Raw genomic sequence first — 24840 nt, 5'->3', positions numbered from 1 at the left:
AAGGTGGAATGATTTGCTTATCACCACAACATTTACCCCCCATTAGTTATGATAGAAGATATAAATACATTGACATTCGATAGCTTTATTCAAAAGATAAAGACTATCAAGGTGTATTGCAGTAATGCCTATAAGGAATACAAGGTGGTAAAGGTTAACAAAACCACGTTGGTACTTAGAGATCAGCGCACCAAGACTGATTTTGAAGTGCCGGCTGCCCAAATATTCTGTGCCATGCATGAACTTGGCATTGAAAACTGTACGGTTCCTAAAATGCGCCAATATGTAGGAACGCATGCAGCACCAGCCTCTGCCGCCCTCATATTCTGGGCTTTCGGACGAGGACAGGTTCAGGCAGCATTAAAAAAGTTTGCCGATTTGGCGTTCAGGATAATAAGAGAACAGCAAAAACGGAAATAGGAAATCTGGCGACCTGTATGGTTGAAAGGCTTTCAATTGATACTTGATGGTGAAAAAGAGAAAAAGGGTGCATCATGGACTTATGACACACCCTCTGCTTATAAAAAACATTAAATTATAGTGTTGCGGAAATAAGGAAATATCAAATTATGGCAAAGGAAAACTATAGTAAATATGAAATGAATGGGGTACTCAAAGTACTACCATTTAGTCATGTATCACTTCATAAAAGTAATACAAAATGTACCATGTTATTTTTTAATCATTACAAAATAATAAATAATATCGTGATAAAGCATTTATTGTTGACGGTGATAGCTCTGTGCATGGATACTTTTGCCCTTGCCACACCCCCGTATTGCAAAGTGTACACACTTGAGGAACTTGATGTGGTCATCAAGAACAGTAGCGTTTATACTCATAAGTACGAGCAGAGGATTGACGTGTTGAAGCAAAAGCTTCGTAGAGCGAATAATGATGAGGAAAGATTGGCGGTGTCTCGTGACATCTTCGCTAAATACAAGCCTTTTAAGTTGGATTCTGCATACGTGTATGCGGAACGAAAACTTAGTTGGGCAAAGAAATTGAATGTTTATGAGGACAGTGTCTATTCTGAGTTGGATATTGCGGGTATCTTTACCAAGAGTGGCAACTATTTGGAGGCGAACAGAATACTTTCGGCATTGGATGTCAGTTTGATGTCCAATGATATGCGCCAATACTATTATGGTTTGTATGGCGAACTTTACGATGCACTTCGTCAAACAGCGATAACCTCTATCCAGCGTGAATACTATGAGCGGAGGCGTTTGCTTTACCGAGATTCGCTCAAGAACTTAAATGTCTTGAACACCGATTGGGACAAGGCTGAGTTCTTGATAACGAATCAGAAATATACAGATGCGTTGCATATTCTCCTTGCTTCTTATAAAAAGTTGACGGTGGATGACCGAGAGATGGGATATGTGGCTTATTCTATCTCTGATATTTATCGCCAGATAAATGATAAGGATAAGGAAAAGCAGTATCTCATCATTTCAGCCATGTCTGATTTGAAAAATAGTATCAAGGAGTATGTGTCGCTTCGTCGTCTTGCCACCTTATTATATGAGGAGGGGGATGTAACTCGTGCTTACTTGTATATGAGAAAGTCGATGGAGGATGCTACCTTTTGTAATGCGAAACTACGTATTATTGAGGTTTCTGATGCTTTGCCTATTATAGATAATGCGTATGATGCCATGCGCAAGTCCGAGCGAGCACATATCACCTTAGGATTGATTATCGTGAGCTTCCTCTTGCTGTTGGTGGGGGCTTTGATGATTTATACTCGTAAGCAGTTGCGTCGAATCGCCCAAGCTCGCCGTGCCTTGGAAGAGTCAAACAAGAGTTTGAATGAGATGAACCAGAAGTTGAATTCTCTCAATACACAATTGACTTCTACCAATGACAAACTGAACGAAGCCAATACGGCTCTGCAAGAGACCAATAGCTCACTCTTCGAGAGTAATAAGATTAAGAATATCTATATCATGGAGTTTATGAACAAGTGTTCGGCTTATATAGATAAGTTGGATGCTTATCGACGTTCACTCAATAAGTTGGCTGCCAATGGAGGACTGCAGGAACTCTATAGACGTTTGAAGTCAAGTTCCATCGTGGAGGATGAAATCGAAGAGTTCTTTGAGGACTTCGACCGTATCTTCCTCCGAATCTTTCCAGAGTTTGTTGTGTCCTTCAATGGTTTGATGAAGGAAGACGAGAATATTCAACCCAAGAAGGTCGGCCGACTTAACACAGAGTTACGCATCTATGCCTTGTTGCGTTTGGGTATTGTGGAGAATGAGAAGATTGCTGCTTTCTTGAGATGTTCCAAGCAGACGGTATATTCTTATCGTTCTCGCATCCGTTTACGCTCTCTTTATCCTGAGGATTTTGAAGAAAGAGTAGCTAAAATAGATTAAAATCTCTTTAATATATGCGAAATACCCTTTGGATAGGGTTTGTATTTTTCTCTTGTGCTGAATATCATAAGTGTCTGATATTCAGCACAAGTGTTGTTTGTACATATTTGTATTTTTGGTGTACGGTGTTATAACCTATTTAAAAAAGCCCTATCTTTGCAATCGACAACGCCGACAAGGCTGTATTTGGAATTTAAAATAACATAACTAACAATTAATGAACAATTTGAACATGAAGAGATTATTATCTTTCGCTTTCATTGCTTGTGCTGCATTTCTTACGGTAACAGCACAAGGTGTTGTAAGCAACAATCCTGTGGCTGCAACCAATGCTATCGTGAAATGTGGCAATGCTCGTTTCACCGTGCTTACTCCTGAGATGATACGCATTGAGTATAGTGCAAAGGGTACGTTTGAGGATCAAGCAACATTTACGGTTGTCAATCGTAATTTGGATGTTCCTCAATTTACAAAAACTGAAGACGATACCTATTTATATATAAGAACATCCAACTTGAAGTTGAAGTATCGCAAGGGTACAGACCCTCGTACAATACCAGCTTCTTCCACGAACCTTACCATTGCAGTCAACGGTGATGGTGTTCAGTCCGTATGGTATCCAGGTAAGCCAGACCCATTGAACCTGAAGGGAACCTGCCGTACTTTGGATGGACTGATGGGCGATAGCAAGCGTTCAGAGATGGAAAACGGTCTTGTGTCACGTTCTGGTTGGGCAGTGATAGACGACTCTTGGAGTTCCTCTCGTGCAGATGGTGGACGTTCATACGCATTGGTGCCAAGTACGGAAGTTGGATATAGTTGGTGGGCTGACCGTGCAGACAATCATGCAATGGACACCTATTTCTTGGGTTATGGTCACAATTACAAGAAGGCAATAGCCGACTTTACAAAGATAGCAGGTGACATACCTTTGCCTCCAGACTATGTGTTTGGATATTGGTATAGCAAGTATGCCTCTTATTCGGCAGATGATTATCGCAATATCATGAAGGACTTGAAGACGAACAAGATTCCTACTGATGTGATGATTCTCGACATGGATTGGCATTGGAATGGTAATGCTTACAGTGGTTCGGAAGGTCGTGGAGGTTGGACTGGTTGGTCTTGGAATACAAACTTGATTCCAAATGCTACCCAATTACTTTCAGAGATGCACGAACAGAACTTTAAGACTGCTCTCAACTTGCATCCTGCCGATGGAATCAATGAGGTGGAGTCTCCATCTTATTTTGCGGCAATGAAGTCCGAATTGGGTGGCAAGTATCTCAATGATGATAAGAACACCATCAACTGGAGTCTTGATTATACAGATTTTACAAAGTCTTTCTTTAAGAATATCATCCGTGACCATGAAAAAGAAGGCGTAGATTTCTGGTGGATAGATTGGCAACAGCATCTTACGAGTCCATATACCAACTCTTTGAGTGAGACATTCTGGTGCAACCATGTGTTCTATAATGAGGCAGCGAAGCGTACCGACCATCGTCCTGTCATCTTCCATCGTTGGGGAGGTTTGGGTAGCCATCGTTATCAGATAGGTTTCTCGGGTGATGCCAATATCAGTTATGACGCTTTGGCATTTGAGCCATACTTCACAGCAACGGCTTCTAATGTTGGTTACGGTTATTGGGGACACGACCTGGGAGGTCACATGTATTCAAGTGAAGAACTTGTCAACAATCCTAACCTCGTGTTACGCTGGATTCAGTTTGGCGTGTTTACCCCAATCTTCCGTACTCATGCCACAAGTGATGACCGCATCGAACGTAGAATCTGGAAGTTCTCTAATTTCCCTACCATATTGGAGGCAGTGCGTTTGCGTTATACTTTGTTCCCATACATCTACACGATGGCTCGCAAGACATACGAAACAGGTATCTCTCTTTGCCGTCCACTCTATTATGAGTATCCAGAGGTAGAGGAGGCTTACACATACGATGGAGAGTATTTCTTTGGTGATGACATCTTGGTGGCTCCTATCACGGCTCAAGCAGGGAGTGACGGAAAGACCAATAAGGAAATCTGGTTCCCTGAAGGTAAATGGTGGAGTGCATCTACTCATGAGATGATAGAAGGCCCATGCAAGCGCACAATGACATTTACAGAAGAACAGATACCTTATTTCTTCCGTGAAGGTTCGGTCATTCCTTTCAATCCATCTACAGTGATGAATGTTACGGAACGTCCTGATAACTTGGTGCTCCATGTGGTGGCTGGTGCCAATGGTGAAGGTTCTCTTTATGAGGATGATGGTGACAATGCAGATTATGCTATCGCTTATGCCAAGACTTCCTTGAAGCAGGTCTGTGATGGCAACAGAGGGGAATACATCATCTCGGAACGTCAAGGCTCAGCAAGCAAAGCTCCTCAGAACCGTTCTTATGTGATGCACATCTATAATACTTCTGCTCCTATCTCAGCCCAAGTGGATGGTGTGAGTGCAACTTTCAGCTATGATGAGGCTACTCATTGCACTACGGTGGAAGTACCTTCGGGAAGTTGTTCGCTGGAACGAAAAGTCGTCGTGGAGTATAGTCCTGCGACTGCAATAGATAGATAGATAGATTAATTAAGGTTTCTAACTGAAAAGTATATACATTAACTAAAAAGTAAAGCATATGAAAACATTTCTAAAAAAGACAACCGCACTGTTATGCTTATGCATGCTGATGCCGCTTACGCTTTTGGCGCAGGAAATGCTGAAAGTGCAGGGTACTGTCACTGATGCTTCTGGTGAGCCTCTGATAGGTGTAAATGTAAGGACATCTTCTTCCAAGGCAGGTGCCGTTACAGACCTGGATGGTACCTATACCATCGAGGTTTCTCCTAAGGCTACCTTAGTATTCTCATACGTGGGTTTTGAGTCTCTTACCGAGGCGGTAAAGGGACGCAAGAAAATCAATGTTACCATGAAAGAAGATGCTGGTGTGCTCAATGAGGTCGTTGTTATCGGTTACGGTACGATGGACAAGAAAGAGCTTACCTCTGCCATCTCTCACGTAGGTGAGAAAGACTTCCTTACTATTAGTTCACTTGACCCATCCATGATGATTCAGGGCAAGGTAGCTGGTGTGAGCATCACCAATACGGGTGCTGGTGACCCTAATAACCAGGCAAGTATTCAGATTCGTGGTGTGTCATCACGTTCTGCAGGTCTTGGTCCTCTGATTGTGATAGACGGTGTTCCTGGTGGAAATCTCACCAACATCAACCCTAATGACATCGCTTCTTTCGATGTCTTGAAGGATGGTGCCGCTTCTGCCATCTATGGTACTCGTGGCTCCAATGGTGTTATTGTGGTAACAACCAAGAAAGGCAGCAAGGACGGAAGCCTCCATACTTCTTATTCTGGTATGTGTTCTTGGGATGTCATGATTAAAGATCTCAAGATGATGAGCGCACAAGATTATCGTGATGTACGCCTCGGTTGGGGTGACTCTGGCGTTGATCTTGGTGGCAATGTCGATTGGCTCGATGCTGTCAGCCGTACTGGTTTCACCCAGCAGCACACACTTACCTTGAGTGGTGGTAATGAGAAGAGTAACTATCGTGTCAGTGCCGACTATCGTGATGCCAAGGGTATCGATCTCCGCTCTCGTCGTCAGGAGTATGGTGGTCGTGCTTCCATCATGCATACTACCAAGGGTGGACTCTTCACCATCACTGCTAATATAGCTCCTCGTATAATCTATCGTGACCAAGCAGACTGGAGTGTCTTCAAGGATGCTATCGAGGCTAACCCTACAACTCCTTTGATGGATCCAGAGAATCCTACTCGTTACTACAACTTCCAAGGTCAGGCGGCAGGTTCTAACCCTGTGGAGCGTCAGCTCTTGGAGACAGACCATGGTGACACCAAGTTGCTGGATTGGGATGGTACGGTAAAGTTGAATCTTTTGCCTCTCTTGATGAAGGATGGTAAGGGCAATCACAATCTCTCTACACAGATTATGTTTGCTGACCACCAGTATGATAACAATAATTCTTGGTTCCGTCCATCTACCAGTACCATTGCCATCAACAATGGTCGCGATGGTGAGGCAAGTCGTTCCTACAGCAAGGAGCGTCAGTATGTGGCAGAGTGGTTGGCAAACTACATGGGTAGTTTCGGCAAGCACAATGTAAAGGGTATGTTGGGTTATTCTTACCAGTACTCACAGTATTCTGGATTCAATGCCGAAAATAAGGATTTCCCTAATGATGCTCTTGGTCCAGACAACCTCGGCTCTGGTGAGTATGTGAAAGATGAAGGTGAGGTCGGTATGGGTAGTTATAAGAACGATGCCAAGCTCATCGCCTTCTTCGGTCGTGTAAGCTACGACTATGATGGCAAGTATTTGTTTACTGCTTCTCTCCGTCATGAGGGCTCTTCTAAGTTTGGTGCTAACCACAAGTGGGGTAACTTCCCTGCCGTATCTGCAGGTTGGCGTATCTCTCAGGAGAAGTTTATGAAGAATCTCAAGTGGATCAGCGACTTAAAAATCCGTGGTGACTACGGTGTTACTGGTAACCAGGATTTTGGTAGCTACAAGTCTTTGAACACCATGACAGGTTTTGGATATTATATCTATAATGGTAAGTATTTCCAGGTTTGGGGACCTGCTAAGAACGTGAACCCTGACTTGAGATGGGAGAAAGCCAAGAACTGGAATATCGGTATCGACTTCTCTCTGTTTAAGAATCGCTTCTATGGTTCCTTGAACTACTTCAATCGCAAGACTGAGGACTTGTTGGGTGACTATAAGGTGTCTGTTCCTCCATACCTCTTCGACAATACTTTCGTCAACGTAGGTACGATGAAGAACTATGGTTTCGAGTTCGACCTCAACTTAAAGGCAGTCAATACCAAGGACTTCTCATACGACCTCAGTTTCGTAGGTACAACCATGCAGAATAAGTTCGTGGATTTCAGCAACTCCGAGTTCGTAGGTCAGGATTATTATGATGTAGTAGGTACATCAGATCCATATCCTTACTATAACTTGCAGCGCATAGAGAAAGGACAGTCATTGGGTAACTTCTATATGTGGAAGTATGCAGGCCATACTACAGATGGAGAATGGCTTGTTTATGACAAGGATGGCGAGATAATCCGTGCTTCGCAAGCTACGGCAGCCGACCGTGTCAAGGTAGGCAATGGTATGCCTAAGTTCACCATGTCTTCGAGCCATAACTTCCGTTACAAGAACATCGACTTGTCTTTGTTCTTCCGTGGAGCATTTGGCTATGACATCTTCAATATCCACGACTTCTACTATGGAACTCGCAACTTTACAGGTAACCGTTTGCAGAAGGCATACGGCAAGAACTTCCAAATCAGTGGCAATTCCAACCCTGTGGTTTGCGACTACTTCTTGGAGAAAGGCGACTATTTGAAACTCGATATGGTAACCTTGGGTTATACATTCGATTTGTCAAAGTGTCGTTTCCTTGACCGAGTAAGATTGTATGGAACAGTGAAGAACGTGTTTACCTTGACCAAGTTCAGCGGTGTTGACCCTTCGAACTATCAAGTAAATGGACTTACTCCAGGAGCACAAGGCTCACGTGACTATTTCCCATCAACACGTCAGTTTATCCTTGGCATGACAGTAGATTTCTGATAATCATCTTAAAATCAAGAAAAAATGAAAATTGTTAATTATATAGTATCTGCAGCTTTATGCACACTCTCGTTGTCAAGCTGTACTGACTTGAGCGAAACGCTCTATGATCAAGTGGCATCAGAGAATTATTATAATACCAAGCAGGATGTGATTAGAGCCACATTCCGTCCTTTCGAACATGCTTTCTGGAGCATTGAGAGCCGCCATGTGCTCAATGAATTGACTGCTGACCAACTGATAACTCCTACTCGTGATGGTTGGTGGGACGATGGTGGAAAATGGCGTATCATGCACTATCACGATTACAATGTGGAAGATGCAGAGATGGTACAGCAAGAATGGAACGGTTGTTTCCAAGGTATTATGCAGAGTTGTAAGGTTATCGAGGACTTGAGTAAGCTTTCTGCAGAACAGTTTGGATTCACACAATCAGAGTTCAATAACCTCAAGGCTCAGTGCCGTGTATTGCGTGCTTGGTTCTATCTTCGCTTGCTTGATGGTTTCCGCCATGTGCCATTGGTAACAACCACAACAGGAGGCTCTATGAAACAGGTAGATCCTAAGGAAACTTATAAATTCATCGAGAGTGAATTGAAAGAATGCCTGCCATTGCTCGTAGAGAAAACCGAATTAGGTACCAATTCTACCCTCCAAGGCCAGTGGACAAAGGCTGCTGCCGCATCTTTGCTCGTTCGCCTTTACCTCAATGCAGAGGTCTATATCGGTGAGGCTCACTACAGCGACTGTGCCAAGGTAGCTCAAGACATCCTTGATGGTGTATATGGCAAATATAAGATTGCAGACCGTTGGGATGCAGCCTTTGACTGGGATAATGATGCTTGTGATGAGGTTATCTTCGGTTTCCCTGCTTCTTCTGGTTATACTTATTGGAACTATTCAAGTAACACTTATAACTGGACTGTTCCTGCACGTGCCAAGTATTACTTGAACGATGCCAAGAGTAAGGCTGGTGACCATAACTGTAAGTATGCAGCCTCTCCAAGTTATGCCCCTGATGGAACGCTCTACAATTATCAGTTGGGTATGCCTATTCAGAAATTCAAGAAGTATCCAAGCGATGAGCGTTTGAAACTTTATCGTAACTTGGGTAACAGCCGCCGTGAGGGTATGTTCCTCTATGGCTACTTGGAGTACAAGGACGAGAATGGAGCAACCAAGCATGTGAAGGCTCCAGAGGTGGATTATGAACTTTATATTCGTGATGCGGTGGGTGTATTCCAAAGTACTCCTCCTACCAAGTGGCTTTCTGCTACCACAGCAACCTTGCGTGATGGCGACCACAACTCAGGTTGGCACTTCGTAAAGTATCCGCTCTATAGTGATGACGATGCTCATCAGTTGGAGAGTGACTACACTGAGATTCGCTTGCCAGAGATTATCTACTCTCTCGCTGAGTGCAAGTTGCGTGAAGGCGATAAGGAAACGGCTGGAAAGTTGCTCAACAGTGTGCGTAAGCGCAATTATCCAGAGGCAGATTATCAAGATGTACTCTATGCTCCAGAAGGGAATGTTCTTCTCGATATGAATGAAATGTTGGATGAGTGGGGACGTGAGTACTTTGCAGAGAGTCGCCGTCGTATTGACCTCATTCGCTTCGACAAGTTCTCTACCAATGGTGTATGGTGGGATAAGCAAGCTGATGCAGATCGACATACAGAGATTTGGCCTATCACACGTGAGGTATTGAACTCTAATCATGAGTTGGAGCAGAATCCTGGGTATAACAAGTAACTTTTTAACATGATACGATTATGGTACAAAATATTCAATTGAAATATAGCAGTCTTTGCCTGTTGGTTTGCATGTTGTTGATGAATTTGTTGACAAGTTGCGACGGCGAGAAAGACTTGAAGATTATTGATGGCAATCTGCCTATCAAGACTTCTGTATTATATATGGTGGGAGATGCCACTCCTAGTGGTTGGAGCATTGACGACCCTACACCTTTTACAAGAGGCGAGGAGGACAATATGGTCTTCACTTGGGAAGGTACGCTCAATGCTGGTGAGATGAAACTTTGTCTCACGACAGGTAATTGGGATGCAGGATTCATTCGCCCTGTTAATGACCAAGAGGCTATATCTAAGTCCAATATTAGCGGACAGACCTTCGCCATGTGGGCTGGTGACCCAGACAACAAGTGGCGAGTAACCGAGGCTGGTAAGTATCGCTTGTCTTTCGACTTGCGCAATTGGACGATGTCAACAGAGTATCTTGGCGAGAAAGACAAGCCTGCCGTAGAGCCTATTGCTCTCGACCATCTTTATGCCATTGGTCCTGCTACCCTTGCAGGAGAGTCTGGCTGGGAATGGGATCAAGCTCCTGAATTGGAGAAGAAGTCTGACTACATCTATGTATATGAGGGTGAGTTGAAGGCAGGTGAGTTGAAACTTGCTGGTGAGAAGGACTTCAATGCAGTATTTATTCGTCCAGCATCTGCTGATGCCAACAAGATCAACAAGAACGGTGTCGAGTCTGCAGACTTCGTCTATACTACAGGTCCTGATGATAAGTGGGTCGTAGAGGATCACGGAAATTATCGTTTGACCTTCGACCTTGAGCATTGGACCATTCAAGCAGAGTTCTTAAATGTCATCGAGGATACTCCTGAGTATTATATGATAGGTGATGCCACTCCTGGTGGGTGGTCTTGGGATGAGTGCCAAGTCTTGACACAAGATGCCAACAACAAGGACGTGTTCACTTGGGAAGGTAAGTTGAAGGAAGGCACATTCAAGATGAGTAATAAGAAGGACTTCAATGCTGCATTTGTTCGCCCATCTTCTGCTGATGTAGAGGTAAATGCCAACGGTGTGGCTGCTAACGACTTTGTTGTCTCTGCAGGTGATCCTGATAATCAGTGGAAGGTAACAGAGGCAGGTACTTATAAGATTACCCTCAACCTCAAGAACAAGACTATCGAAGTCGTAAAGAAATAATCGATTAAAATGATTAGAACAATGAAAAAGACTATATTATTTTCAATGGCAATGGCGGTAGCTTCTCTTCTCGGCTCATGTGCCGACGATGTGGAAATGAAATATCCGCCAACTCACGAACTCTCCAATCTGCCTGTGGTTGAAGGTATCCATGATGGTGTAAAGGCTCCTATGTACTGGAGTGTCTATGAATACTGCATGATGCAGAATGCCGCTGGTGTGAACAACAACGATATGGACCTCACCTCAGACCAGTGGGATGAGATTGTGGATTGGGTGGCTACCGAACTGAAACCACATGGCTACGATATGATTTGTACTGATGGTTTCATCCCAATGCTCGCAAAGGATGAGTCTGGCTATATGACTCACTATGGTTCTCAGGCACTCAAGGACATCGTAGAGAAGTGTAGGGCTAAGGGCTTGAAGTTGGGTGTATATGACAATCCGCTTTGGATTCATGGTCCTAAGGAGACTAAGATTGAGGGAACAGACTATACTTTCGCCGACCTTTTCTATAATGGCGAGAACAAGGATAAGTTGTCTCACCCTACAGCCAAGGACATGAGCTTCTCTTGGGCTGTAGCCGAGAATCCTGGTTGCCGTGAGTATATTGATGGCTTCTTCAAGCACTACAAGGAGATGGGTGTAGAGTTCATCCGTATGGACTTCCTCTCTTGGTATGAGGATGGACAGGACCGCTACATGGGTGTTACAGGTCGTGGCTATGGTCGTGAGAACTATGCGCTTGCCATGCGTTATATCGCTGAGTCGGCTAAGAAATATGGCATCTTCACTTCTCTCGTGATGCCTCACCTCTATGCTGATGCACAGGTCGAGAGCCTGTATGGCAATATGGTTCGTATCGTCGCTGATACAGGTTCTGGTGGTTGGTGGCACTGTTCTGCACAAGACAAGGGTAAGTCATACAAAACATGGCCTAACTGCATGAATATGTTTGATGGTTTCACTTATTGGTCGCACATCAGTGGACGCAATAAGGTGATTCTCGATGGTGACTTCATCCGTCTCAACACCTTTGATACCGATGCGGAGAAGCAGACGGTTGTCTCCTTGCAGTTGATGGCAGGTGGTCCTGTGGCTGCATCCGACCAGAAATCTACCATCAAGGATGACATGAGCTACTATACCAACGACGAGTTGCTCGCCTTGAATAAGGACGGCTTCGTAGGTAAGCCTCTCAGCGACCAACTCAACGACAGCAACAATGAGATTTGGTATGGTCAGATGACAAACGGTGACTATGTATTGGGTATCTTCAACCGTAATGAATCGACTAAGACGGCTACAGTCAACTTCAGTGACTTGGGCATACAGGGTGAGAAGCAGATTCGTGACCTTTGGACGCATACAGATGAAGGCAAGGCTTCTTCCATCACCGTCAACATCCCAGCGCATGGTTGCAAGATTGTAAAATTGAACTAAGTGATAATCAGATAAAAAATTTTTGAATGAATATGAATATAAAAAAATGTACCACAGCCCTCTCCAAGCGAGAGGGACTGTTGGGAAAGCTCTTCTTGGGCTGTATGTTGCTGATGCCTTCTTGGCTGGCAGCGCAGACTGTGAAATCTCCTGATGGAAACCTCAGTGTTTCGTTCTCTCTTGATGCCAAGGGAGTACCTACTTACCAAGTAGATTATAAGGGTAAGGCGGTTGTCAACCCAAGTACATTGGGTATAGAATTGAACGAGGAGAATTCCTTGATGGACAATTTCCGCATCAACAAGACTTCTACTTCAACGTTTGATGAGACTTGGCAACCAGTATGGGGAGAAGAGAAGGAGATTCGCAATCATTATAACGAACTCTTCGTGGAAATGGAGAAACCAGCCAATGGTAGATATATGAACCTTCGCTTCCGTGTATATAATGATGGAGTAGGTTTCCGCTATGAGTTCCCACAGCAGAAGTTCCTCCCTTATTTCGTAGTGAAGGCAGAGCATACGCAGTTCGCCATGACAGGCGACCATAAGGCTTGGTGGATTCCTGGCGACTATGATACGCAGGAGTATGACTACACAGAGTCAAAACTCTCAGAAATCAGAGGCTTGTTGAAAGATGCTGTTTGCGGCAATGCTTCGCAGACCATCTTCTCGCCAACAGGTGTGCAGACTTCCCTTCAGATGAAAACCAAGGACGGCATTTACCTCAATATCCATGAGGCTGCCTTGGTAGATTATTCTTGTATGCACTTGAATCTCGATGATAAGAACTTGATTTTCGAGTCACAGCTTACTCCTGATGCGCAGGGCAACATGGCGCACATGCAGACACCATGCCATACGCCTTGGCGTACCATCATGGTCGTGGATGATGCCCGCAAGGTGTTGGCTTCTCGTTTGATTCTCAACCTCAACGAACCTTGTAAATATACTGATACCTCATGGATCAAGCCTGTAAAGTACATCGGTGTTTGGTGGGAGATGATTGGTGGTGGCAAACAATGGTCATACACCAACGACCTTCCTTCTGTGAAGTTGGGAGAGACTGATTATTCTAAGGTGAAACCTCATGATCAGCATCCTGCCAATACAGAGAACGTGAAGAAGTACATCGACTTTGCTGCGAAGAATGGCTTCTCTCAGGTGCTTGTGGAAGGTTGGAACATCGGTTGGGAAGACTGGTTTGGTCATAGCAAGGACTATGTGTTCGACTTCCAGACTCCTTATCCAGACTTCGACCTCAAAGGGTTGAATGACTATGCTCACTCCAAGGGCATACGTTTGATGATGCACCACGAGACTTCGGCTTCTGTCCGCAACTATGAGCGTCATCTCGAAGCTGCTTACAGCTTGATGGATAAGTATGGCTACAATTCCGTGAAAAGTGGTTATGTAGGTAATATCATCCCACGTGGCGAGCACCACTATGGTCAGTGGCTCAACAACCACTATCTCTATTGTGTGACCGAGGCTGCTAAGCACCACATCATGGTAAATGCACACGAGGCTGTCCGTCCTACAGGTCTTTGCCGAACCTATCCTAACTTGATTGGTAATGAGTCGGCACGTGGCACGGAGTATGAATCATTCGCAGGTAACAAGGCATTCCACACCACAGTATTGCCATTTACTCGTTTGCAGGGTGGTCCAATGGATTATACTCCTGGCATCTTGGAGGGTGACATGAACAAGATAGACCCTAACAAGCATCATCACATCAACTCAACTTTGGCTCGACAGTTGGCATTGTATGTTACTATGTACAGCCCATTGCAGATGGCTGCAGACATACCTGAGAACTACGAGAAGTATGCAGATGCTTTCCAGTTTATCAAGGACGTTGCTATAGACTGGGATGAGAGCCGTTATTTGGAGGCAGAGCCTGGTCAATATGTTACGATTGCCCGTAGAGCCAAGGGTACAGGCAATTGGTTCGTAGGTTGTACGGTAGGTGAGACAGCTCATCAGTCTAACCTCAAACTCGATTTTCTAACTCCAGGCAAGAAATATGTAGCTACCATCTATGCCGATGGCAAGGATGCAAGTTATAAGGCTAACCAACAGTCATACGTCATTACGAAGCGTGTGGTTACCAATAAATCTGTACTCAAGTTGAAGGCTGGTGCAGGTGGTGGTTATGCCATCAGTATTTTTGAGAAATAATGATGATGAGAAAGTTTATTCTCTTGCGTTTGGGTTGCAAGTATGGCTTTTCTTTGGCTCTGCCATTCGTCTTTGCGATGATGAGCCATGCTGCAACCATCTCTTCACAACTGTCGGTGGAGATGACAACCGACAAGGCTTGTTATACTCCAGGACAGGTTGTGGTGTTCAGTGCAAGTGGCAGTCTGCCAAGCAATGCCTATGTGCGCTACCGCCATGGTGCTATGGTGTTGGAGTCGCATAAGTTGTCGGATGTCATGAGCAACAACCGATGGACATGGACTCCACCTACTACCGACTACCAAGGTTATCTCGTGGAATTGTTTGCCAAGTCGAATGGGACGGAGGTCGTGTTGGGAACAATAGCTGTTGATGTGTCAAGCAACTGGAAGCGTTTCCCACGTTATGGTTTTGTGGCGGATTTCAACAACTATGATGGTAGCATAGACAAGAACGCCAACATCAAGACTGAGATGGCTTATCTCAACCGTCTCCATATCAATGGTGTGCAGTTTCAGGATTGGCAGTGGATGCACCACAAGCCCGTGAAGTTGAATGCTGATGGTTCTCTCACCTCATGGTATCAAGATATCAGTAAACGTTGGGTCGGTGTGGAGTATGTCAAGAATTACATTGCCGAGCAGCATTCGTATAACATGAAGTCCATCTTCTACAACCTTTGCTTTGGTGCATGGAAGAATGCTGCCAATGATGGGGTCAAGACCGAGTGGGCTTTGCTGAAGAATAACGCAGGCAATTATGAGCAAGACTATCATGGTTTGCCAGATTCTTGGGCAAGCAACATTTACTTGCAGGTGCCAAGCAATCAAGGGTGGTTGCAGTATATGGTTGAACGTAATGAGGAGGTGTATGACAACTTTGGCTTTGATGGCTTCCAGATAGACCAGTTGGGCTACCGTGGTACCGTGTATGATGCCAATCGCCATAAGGTAGATTTGCCTTCTTCTTATGAGTCTTTCATCCAAGCCATGAAGCAGGCGCATCCCGATAAGTCTTTGGTGATGAATGCTGTCTCAGGCTATGGGGCTGAGCAAATTGTCAGGAATGATATAGACTTCTGTTATAATGAGGTTTGGGGCAATGGCAATGGATATGGTGGTGCATCGGAGGACCAGTTTGCCAATCTCTTTAGTATCATCCAAACTAATGATAAGTATAGCGACCATCAGCATCCGACTGTCTTTGCGGCTTACATCAATTATGATAAAGCAGACAATGGGGGCTCTGGAGATAGGATGGTCAATACGCCAGGAGTCTTGCTTGCCGATGCGGCGATGTTTGCCCTTGGCGGTTCTCATCTTGAGATGGGCGACCACATGTTGACTCGTGAGTATTTCCCCGCAGCACCTTTGGCGATGAGCGATGAGTTGAAGACGGCACTTGTCAGATACTACGACTTCCAGACTGCTTATCAGAACTTGTTGCGTGGTACGACCTCTAAGTCTGCTTATCTGCCTATCATCAGTTCTACTTCAGGACTGACCGTGCAAGCTTGGCCTCCTAAGGAGTACTCGCTGACAACATTCGCCAAGAAGGTAGGTAAGTGTGATGTGTTGCATTTTCTCAACTTCCTCAATACCAACGACCTCTCATGGCGTGACCTTTGGGGTACTCGTGTGAAACCTGAGAAGAAGACCAATATTCCTGTGACGGTGAAATCTATGAGGAAAGTCTCCAAGGTATGGGTGGCAACTCCTGATAGTCATGCAGGGGCGGTGCAGGAACTTCCTTTTACCCAAAACGGCTATGATGTTTCTTTCACGCTTCCTTCATTGGAATACTGGACAATGGCTGTGATGGAAGGTGAGAATGTGGAGGATGGCATCTATATCACGGGAGAGGCTGTGCAACAAGCAGGCAATGCTGCCTACGACTTGGACCATGCAATAGCGATGAACCGAGACGAGGATGGAAAGGTCTTCAGGGCAACCGTCTATCTGAAGGCAAATGAACTATTCAAGTTTGTCAATGCTCCTGATTGGAGAGTCTGCAAGAGTTACAATGCGGAGTATCAAGACTACGAGTTTAACTCTGCGGTCTCTTTGGCGCATCTTTCCACATCAATAAGAAAAGAAGAAGATTATAAGTTTAAGGTAAAAGAAGCAGGATATTATGACATCACCATAGATTTGGATCAGATGCGTATTTATGTGAAGAAAGGTAAGAAGGTTGTTTTCAAGTAACAGGATATAATTGAAGAAAGTATAAATCCTCAAATCCCACTAAACCCTATAGGTTGCGGATTTGAGGTTTTCCTCTTTTTATCCCTCACATCCCTCACGTTTTCTCTTTTTTAATCTTTAATCGTTTGATAATGAGGTGGTAGTCTCTCCTATATATCGTGATAGATATCCGAAATATTTACAAAATCCATCACGCTATCCATCACTTATTGCCTTTATCCATCACGTTTTTCAGCTTATCTTCTTGCTGAAATCGTTTTTTTATGCACGTGATTCGGGACAAGGATGAAAGTTTTCGGGACAAAGCTTGCATTTGGCTTTAAAATTTTGTATCTTTGCAGCAACCAAGTTACATGGGGCTGTTGCTTATACCACAGTTGTCCCGTGTTTCTTTGCGGAGAGTTGACAACACAGATTCCACAATGGCTTTAACCACTGCGAAACCTAATGTTTAATTTAAATTTTATTTTTTCATGGAATTAAATCTTAATGATCCTGAGTTTATCAAAAGTCTGGTAGATTATCATTGGATGTACTGCTTCAATGCCGATTGCCCTCGGGCAGCAGAATGCATCCGATTCATCTCGGCAAAGTTCAAACCCGATGATGTTACAGCTGGAAATGCGGTTTATCCCGATGCTAACCTCCATGCATCTTGTTCCCATTTCATGCGTGTGTACCAGTTCAAGGCTGCATGGGGATTTTCTCATCTCTACGACCAGGTAAAACATGCTGAAATGAAGACCGTCAAGTACCGCATCATGGATGTTCTGGGCAACCGTACTACCTATTATCGTGTACATCGGGGTGAGAAACATCTTACGCCGGAAATGCAGGAGCAGGTGAAGAAGGTCTTTGCTGAATATGGTTATGGGGAACCTGCCTATGATCATTATGCAGAAGAAATCGGATTCGTTTACGAGTAAAGCAGGATTTTCTTGCCGATGTATCGAAAGCGGGAATGCGACGTATCGATTTGGCTCACAGGACGAAACAGAGCGTTTCTCCGCTTGAAACGAACAGTTTCATGGTATGAAATAAAGTGTTTCTTCATAATATAAACTTTTAAATGACAGACAATGAAATTTACCATAACACATAGAAATAAAAAGAACCAGCTCCTGGTAAGTACCAAGAGCCTGGAACGTTTCCTTGAGCGCATCGTGAACGATGATGCCAGGAATACCGTGGAGAACTTCCGTGAATATGTACCTTATCTCACGAATGGTTATGATGGGTATAAGGATATGCCAACCTGGATGCATGTTCACCCTGCAGCAGAATTTCAGAAATCGGAGAATGGACTCCTGAAGATGAAGAAGAACAATGGCATTCTGCTGCTTACGTTTGTTGATATAAATGAGGATGGAGGCGCAGATGCCATCAAGCAGAAAGTAGCCAGTCTGCCTTCCACCCTTGCAGCCTTTGTGGGAGCCGATGGCATCAGTCTGCATGTCCTGGCGAAATATGCGCTGGCAAAGGGGGCGTTACCTGATGAGGAGGTTGCTGCCGACAGGATTTACAAACAGGCTTTTCTGACCTTTGCTCCGCTTTATCAGGCGCTTGTGAAGGCAAAGATGCAGATGCCCGAGCCTTCTATCTACTCCGATTTCCTGATGACAAGAGATTCTTTTCCTTATTATCGTGAAGATGCGTTGCCCCTGACGTTGAATGAGGTCTTTCATGGTGCCGAAAAACCTTTGGAGAGTGTTGATGAGAAGGAGGTTGACCACTCTTCCGGAGAAGTGGATAACGACAGTAAGGAGTTGAGCGACAATATCATGAGTATGATCGGATTTCTGTGTAAGAAATATGATTTCCGTTATAATTCGGTAATGAAATGCACAGAATACCGGCCGAAGGAAAAAGATTATTGGGGCTATCAGCCTGTGGATGCCCGTGTGCAGAAGCGCATGACGCTGGAGGTACAGCTCGCCAACATCCGTGTGAGTATCAAGGATGTGCGCAATTATCTGGAGTCGGATCTTCTTTCTACTTATAATCCTGTAGAAAATTTCCTGTTTAATTGTGAGGGAAAGTGGGACGGAAAAGATCATATCCGTGCCTTGGCGCGCACGGTACCTACTGATAATCCTTATTGGGAGGATTGGTTCTATACCTGGTTCCTGGCGATGGTTGACCAGTGGCGTGCTTACTGTCATCGCAAATACGGCAACTCTGTGGCGCCACTTCTCATCTCCAAGCAGGGCTACAACAAGAGTACTTTTTGCCGGTCTCTGGTTCCGCCGGAGTTGCAATGGGGGTATAATGATAATCTCGTATTGTCAGAAAAACGGCAGGTGCTTCAGGCGATGTGCCAGTCGCTGGTTATCAATTTGGATGAGTTTAACCAGATTTCTCCTCAGGTGCAGCAGGGATTCCTGAAGAACATCATCCAGTTGCCGAGTGTCAAGATAAAGCCTCCTTATGGCAGTCATGTTCAGGAATTTCCGAGAATGGCGTCTTTTATCGCTACGAGCAATATGGAGGATATTCTCTCCGATCCTTCCGGTAATCGCCGTTTTCTGGGTGTGGAGCTCACGGGACCTATCAACGTGAGTCAGCGTCCGAATTATGAACAGCTCTATGCACAGGCGCTCTCTGCATTACGGGCAGGCGAGAAGACTTATTTTGATGCGGAGCAGACCCGACAGATCATGGCGAACAACAGGAAGTTTGAGGTACTTTCTCCGGTAGACCAGTATTTCGATCTCTATTTCGACCTGACCGATGATGCCAAACAAGGCGAGTATCTTACGGCAGCCGAGATTTTCCAGGAGCTGAAGAGTCATATCGGTTCATCGTTGAAGTTGAACAGTCTCATAGCCTTCGGTCGCAAGCTTTCTCAGATGCCAACCATCCATCGCAAGCGTTTTAACGACGGAATGCGGTATCTGGTAGTGAGAAAATCGTGATGGATAACCCCAAATCGTGATGGATAGCGTGATGGATATTTCCGTTTTTGGAGTATCTGTCACGCTATTTAAGTGTTTGTATATTAACATGTTAAGATATGTGATATGTGCAAATCGTGATGGGTGATAGATAATTATCTAAAATTTATTCGTATGAAGGCTGCGTTGGGTTACGGATATGGCTGCATCAGGTTACGGATATGACTGTGCTGGGTTACGAATATGGCTGCGCTGGGTTACGAATATGACTGCGCTGGGTTACGGATATGGCTGTATCGGGTTACGGATATGACTGCGTAAGCTAACGGAGCCGTATCCGTAGGCTTATCGAGACGTCTGCATCAGCTTATCGAGACGTCTGCATCAGCTAATAGAGACGTTTGAACTCGCTAACTGAACTACTTGAGTAGCCTGACAGAGCTACTTGAGTTAGCAAACTGAGCCACTTGAAAATTCTTCTTCATGTGCTTGCGTGCAAGCATAGAATAAAATCAATTAAGAAAACTCATTTGATTTCGATGCGGAGGGAATCCTTGTTGAATCGGATGCCGTCACGATTGATGAATCTGGATAAGGAACCATCGGCAGCCAGTTCTTTAGGAGTGCCGATAGAAAAACGGCTTTCTTCCATCAGCCAGAGACGGTCGGAGAGCTGGAGCGCCAACTCTACATCATGGGTTGACAGTAATATGGATTTATGCTGTTCGTGCGCCAGACGGCGGAGCATCTGTAGGGTTTCTATCTTGCTGGGGAAATCGAGGAAGGCGGTAGGTTCGTCCAGGATGATGATGCGGGTTTGCTGCGCCAAGGCTTTGGCTATCATTACTTTCTGACGCTCACCATCGCTCAGTTCGCTGATGTTTCTCTGGGCAAGATGCTGAATGCCCGTTTCCTGAAGAGCAGAGGCTACAATCTGCTTATCGGCAGTTGATAATGTGCCCCAGAAACCGGTATAGGGAGAACGGCCTATGCCAACAATCTCTTCTGCTGAGAGTTGGGCATGGTCTGTCTTCGATGTGAGAACGATGCTGATTTCTCTGGCGAGTTCCTGGGCAGAGAAATCAGAAAGGGATTTGTCTTGAATCAGGATTTCGCCATCAAGCGCTGGCTGAAATCCGGCTAAAGTTCTGAGTAAGGTAGATTTGCCCACTCCGTTGGCTCCGATGAGACAGGTCAGTTCACCGGCTTGGAGCGAGGCATGAACAGGTGAGGCTATCGCCCGGAGCTGGTGCTTCGAATGATAGCCTATAATCAGATTCTTTAATGTAATGCTTGATACCATCTAAAGAATATTTTCACCTTGAAACTTTACTTCCTGATAGAAAAAAGGAAGAATTACTTGGCTGCCAAAACCTCAACCTCTACGAGGGCGCCCTTTGGCAACTTCTCTACAGCTACGGCAGAACGAGCTGGATATGGCTGGCTGAAGAACTCGGCATAAACCTCGTTCATGGCTGCGAAATCGTCCATGCTGTTCAGATAAACTGTAGTCTTAACCACATGAGAAAGGTCGGTACCTGCTGCCTTCAGGATGTTCTGGGCGTTGGTGAGGCTCTGGCGAGTCTGCTCCTTGATGCCGCCTTCAACGAAATTGCCTGTTGCAGGGTCGATAGGAATCTGACCAGATGCAAAAACAAAACCATTTACTTCGATAGCCTGGCTATATGGACCGATAGCTGCAGGCGCATTGTCTGTGTGAATTGCGTTCATAATCTTCAATTTATAATTTATAATTTACAATTTACAATTTATAATTTAACACTTAATACTAAACATTGAACACTAACCATTCAACATTAAATATTATACTATCCAGAGATGGAATCCCTTTGATTCCAAAGCCTCCTTGATTTCTTTTACGTGTTCCTCGTCGCGAGTCTCCATGGTGAGGCGGAGCACGCAGGCATTCACCTTGTTGCGGTTGGCAGAACGGTCGTGGTGAACACCGGTGATGTTGCCACCCAATCCGGCGATGACAGAGCAGACCTCTACCAATTCGCCCGGTTTGTCATCCAGTTCCATCTCGATGGTGCAGAGACGGCCACTCTTGGCAAGACCACGGGTGATGACGCGGTTCAGGATGGTTACGTCGATATTACCGCCGCTTACCACGCAGATGGTTTTCTTGCCCTTCACCGGAACCTTGTTGTACATTACTGCTGCCACGCTGGCCGCACCGGCACCTTCGGCTACCATCTTCTCACTCTCTATGAGTTTCAGGATGGCTGCACAGATCTCATCCTCGCTCACGGTTACGATTTCGTCAACATAGTTGGAGCAGGTTTCAAAAGTAATCTTGCCCGGTTCCTTTACGGCAATACCATCGGCTACGGTCGCTACAGAAGGCAACTTCTCCTGTTTATGATCGTGCAGACTCTGGACCATACTTGCGGCTCCTTCAGCCTGAACACCATATACCTTTACATGCGGATTCAACGATTTGATGGCGAAAGCCACACCCGAAATCAGACCGCCGCCGCCAACAGGCACTACTACAGCCTCTACATCAGGCAGCTGGTCGATAATTTCCAATCCGATGGTGCCCTGCCCGGCGATGACATTCTCATCATCGAAAGGATGAACGAAGGTGTAGCCATGCTCATCTTTCAGTTCCAGCGCCTTCTGGTAGGCATCATCGTAAACGCCAGATACCAGACAGACTTCTGCACCCAGTCGCTTGGTAGCTTCTACCTTGGAGATAGGAGCACCTTCAGGCAGACAGATGAGGCTCTTGACGCCCATGGCTGTAGCTCCCAGCGCTACACCCTGTGCATGGTTGCCCGCAGAACAGGCTATCACACCCTTCGCCTTTTCTTCATCGGTGAGTTGTGAAATCTTATAGTAAGCACCACGAATCTTGAACGAACCGGTCTTCTGCAGGCACTCTGGTTTCAAATAAACATCACTCTCTGGGTTGATTCTTGGCGTGTGAACCAACTCAGTCTTTCTTATTACCTTGCTCAGCACGAAGCGAGCCTTATAGAAATTGTCAAGTTGTAACATAACTGCTGATATGTGTATAGTTTATTTCGTGCAAAGTTACTATTATTTGAAGAAAATACAAAATAATTCGATTTAATTTTTGTTTATTCGATAACATTGCTTAACTTTGCGGCATAAAAACATAGTAACAAATAAACTAATTACTTTTATCTGGAAATGAAGAAAAATGTTTTAGCAGTAGCGCTGGCATTGATGGCGAGCATCGGTGCATACGCAGAGAAGAATACTGTCAGTTCTCCTGATGGTAAGTTGAATGTCGTGGTAGAAGACCGCGATGGCAAACTCTATTATTCCATCGACTATGCAGGCAAGCGAATGATGGAGGAATCACAGCTCGGACTCCTTGCCAATGTAGGAGATTTCAGTCAGGGCTTGACCTATCAGGGCAAGAATGAGATAAAGGTGGAGAAGAGTTATGACCTCCGCACCGCCAAGGTTTCGCATGTAGATTATCATGCCAACCAACTCTACGTGACATACATCAACGGCAAGAAACAGCCGATGACGGTTACCTTCAATGTAAGCAACAATGATGTGGCTTTCCGTTATACTTTTGATCAACTGAAGGCTCAGCATCTCATCGTAAACGAGGAGAAGACTGCCTTCAATCTTCCTAAGGTAACCACCACTTACCTCTGTCCACAGTCGGATCCGCTCATCGGTTTTGCCCGAACCAAACCAAGTTATGAAGAAGATTATAAGGTGGATCAGCCTCTTACTGCCAAGTCAGGTTATGGTCATGGCTATACCTTCCCATGCCTCTTCAAGGTAGGCGGCGATGGCTGGGTATTGGTCAGCGAGACCGGTACTCACGGCAACTATCCGGGTTGTCACATCAGCGATTACGATGCTGCTAAGGGTTATCAGATCGCCTTCCCTATGGAGAAGGAGGCAGATGGCATCGGTTCTACATCGGGCACTTTCATCCTTCCGGGTTCCACTCCTTGGCGTACCATTACTGTGGGTTCTGATTTGAAGCCTCTGGTAGAGACCACCATTCCATACGATGTAGTAGAGCCAAGATTCGAGGCTTCCCAGAAATACGGAACTGGCAAGTATGCCTGGAGCTGGCTCATCTGGCAGGATGAATCCTGCAACTATAACGACCAGAAGCAGTTCATCGACCTGGCTGCTACCATGGGATATGAATATGTGCTGGTTGATGCGCTCTGGGATACCCAGATTGGTAGAGACAAGATAGCAGAGTTGAGCAAGTATGCGCAGAGCAAGAATGTGAGTCTGATGCTCTGGTATAATTCCAATGGTGTGGCAAACGATGCACCTCAGGGTCCTCGTGGCATCATGGATAACATCGTAGCTCGCAAGAAGGAGATGGCCTGGATGAAGAGTATCGGCATCAAGGGCATCAAGGTAGATTTCTTCGGTGGCGACAAGCAGCATACCATGCAGCAGTATGAAGACATCCTGAGCGATGCCAACGATTATGGCATTCAGGTTATCTTCCATGGCTGCACCCTGCCAAGAGGTTGGGAGCGCATGTATCCTAACTATGTATCGAGCGAGGCAGTACTGGCTTCGGAGAATGTATTCTTCTCTGATTATCATGCCAAGCAGGAGGCTTTCGAACTGACCATGCATCCATTCTGCCGCAACGCCGTGGCTGCGATGGATTGGGGTGGTACCATCATGAACAAGTATCTCTCTAAAGATAACAAGAGTCGTCATCGCCGTTATACCACCGATGTTTTCGAGATGGCCTCGGCTATCATGAACCAGGCAGCTATCCAATGTATCGCCATCTATCCGAATAATCTCTCTGAGCTTCCTCAGCACGAGATTGATTTCCTGAAGAGCGTTCCTACGACCTGGGATGAGACTAAGTTCATCGCCGGTTATCCTGGAAAATATGCGGTTGTGGCACGTCGCCATGGTGATAAATGGTATGTCGCTGGTTTGAACGGCACCGACCAGGCAATGAAGCTCACCCTGAATCTGCCAATGCTTGCCGGCAAGAGCGTTACCTATTATCATGAAACAGCCAGCAAGGACAAGAAGGCTCTCTGGCCTGTTTCTCAGATGAAGACCGTAAAGGTGGATAAGAAGGGAAACCTGAAGGTGGAAATGCAGCCTAAGGGTGGACTGATTGTTGAAAAGTAA

At 45.3% G+C, this 24840-nt stretch carries 15 protein-coding genes; 12 read left to right on the top strand and 3 right to left on the bottom strand.

Annotation, left to right across the window (positions count from 1 at the left end; translation table 11 throughout):
• The first annotated feature begins 48 nt into the window (after positions 1 to 48).
• The 11 genes from KUA48_RS08150 to KUA48_RS08100 all read left to right on the top strand — a co-directional run bounded on the left by KUA48_RS08150 (position 49) and on the right by KUA48_RS08100 (position 19719).
• Complete coding sequence (locus KUA48_RS08150) at positions 49 to 420, top strand: hypothetical protein (RefSeq protein WP_218432684.1); 372 nt, start codon at positions 49 to 51, stop codon at positions 418 to 420.
• 365 nt (positions 421 to 785) lie between these two features.
• On the top strand, positions 786 to 2384 hold the full coding sequence (locus KUA48_RS08145) for a DUF6377 domain-containing protein (RefSeq protein WP_369503207.1): 1599 nt from the start codon (positions 786 to 788) through the stop codon (positions 2382 to 2384).
• 232 nt (positions 2385 to 2616) lie between these two features.
• Positions 2617 to 4965: a TIM-barrel domain-containing protein gene (locus KUA48_RS08140; protein ID WP_256624441.1), complete on the top strand. Its 2349-nt coding sequence runs from the start codon at positions 2617 to 2619 to the stop codon at positions 4963 to 4965.
• A 58-nt stretch (positions 4966 to 5023) separates the two neighbouring features.
• The gene (locus tag KUA48_RS08135) at positions 5024 to 8008 is read left to right on the top strand and encodes a TonB-dependent receptor (RefSeq protein WP_256624442.1); all 2985 of its coding nucleotides are present in this window, start codon (positions 5024 to 5026) and stop codon (positions 8006 to 8008) included.
• 24 nt (positions 8009 to 8032) lie between these two features.
• Positions 8033 to 9763: a RagB/SusD family nutrient uptake outer membrane protein gene (locus tag KUA48_RS08130; RefSeq protein ID WP_218432687.1), complete on the top strand. Its 1731-nt coding sequence runs from the start codon at positions 8033 to 8035 to the stop codon at positions 9761 to 9763.
• 20 nt (positions 9764 to 9783) lie between these two features.
• Positions 9784 to 10971: a SusF/SusE family outer membrane protein gene (locus KUA48_RS08125; RefSeq protein WP_218432689.1), complete on the top strand. Its 1188-nt coding sequence runs from the start codon at positions 9784 to 9786 to the stop codon at positions 10969 to 10971.
• 21 nt (positions 10972 to 10992) lie between these two features.
• Positions 10993 to 12417 carry a glucan 1,6-alpha-isomaltosidase gene (locus KUA48_RS08120; protein ID WP_218432691.1) on the top strand — a complete coding sequence of 475 codons (1425 nt, stop codon included), beginning with the start codon at positions 10993 to 10995 and terminating at the stop codon, positions 12415 to 12417.
• Positions 12418 to 12521: 104 nt separating this feature from the next.
• Positions 12522 to 14600 (top strand): glycoside hydrolase family 97 protein, encoded by a 2079-nt coding sequence (locus KUA48_RS08115; protein ID WP_218432725.1) that lies wholly within the window; start codon positions 12522 to 12524, stop codon positions 14598 to 14600.
• A 5-nt stretch (positions 14601 to 14605) separates the two neighbouring features.
• Positions 14606 to 16804, top strand: coding sequence for a glycoside hydrolase family 66 protein (locus KUA48_RS08110; protein WP_218432694.1), 2199 nt, complete (start codon positions 14606 to 14608; stop codon positions 16802 to 16804).
• Positions 16805 to 17277: 473 nt separating this feature from the next.
• Positions 17278 to 17730 carry a DUF6078 family protein gene (locus tag KUA48_RS08105; RefSeq protein WP_218432696.1) on the top strand — a complete coding sequence of 151 codons (453 nt, stop codon included), beginning with the start codon at positions 17278 to 17280 and terminating at the stop codon, positions 17728 to 17730.
• Between the two features lie 153 nt (positions 17731 to 17883).
• A complete protein-coding gene (locus KUA48_RS08100; RefSeq protein ID WP_218432698.1) occupies positions 17884 to 19719 on the top strand; it encodes a VapE domain-containing protein in 1836 nt (611 codons plus the stop codon).
• Between the two features lie 505 nt (positions 19720 to 20224).
• Here KUA48_RS08100 and KUA48_RS08095 read toward each other — a convergent pair.
• From KUA48_RS08095 to ilvA, 3 genes are all read right to left on the bottom strand, one after another.
• Positions 20225 to 21001 carry an ABC transporter ATP-binding protein gene (locus KUA48_RS08095; RefSeq protein WP_218432700.1) on the bottom strand — a complete coding sequence of 259 codons (777 nt, stop codon included), beginning with the start codon at positions 20999 to 21001 and terminating at the stop codon, positions 20225 to 20227.
• A 53-nt stretch (positions 21002 to 21054) separates the two neighbouring features.
• The gene (locus KUA48_RS08090; protein ID WP_006848032.1) at positions 21055 to 21429 is read right to left on the bottom strand and encodes a RidA family protein; all 375 of its coding nucleotides are present in this window, start codon (positions 21427 to 21429) and stop codon (positions 21055 to 21057) included.
• A 93-nt stretch (positions 21430 to 21522) separates the two neighbouring features.
• Positions 21523 to 22722 carry a threonine ammonia-lyase gene (gene ilvA / locus KUA48_RS08085; RefSeq protein ID WP_218432702.1) on the bottom strand — a complete coding sequence of 400 codons (1200 nt, stop codon included), beginning with the start codon at positions 22720 to 22722 and terminating at the stop codon, positions 21523 to 21525.
• A gap of 156 nt (positions 22723 to 22878) precedes the next feature.
• Between ilvA and KUA48_RS08080 the strand changes: the two genes are divergently transcribed.
• Positions 22879 to 24840 (top strand): glycoside hydrolase family 97 protein, encoded by a 1962-nt coding sequence (locus KUA48_RS08080; protein WP_218432704.1) that lies wholly within the window; start codon positions 22879 to 22881, stop codon positions 24838 to 24840.

Source organism: Segatella copri (assembly GCF_019249795.2).
GTDB classification, from domain to species: domain Bacteria; phylum Bacteroidota; class Bacteroidia; order Bacteroidales; family Bacteroidaceae; genus Prevotella; species Prevotella copri_B.
This window is presented reverse-complemented; position numbering and strand designations above follow the sequence as displayed.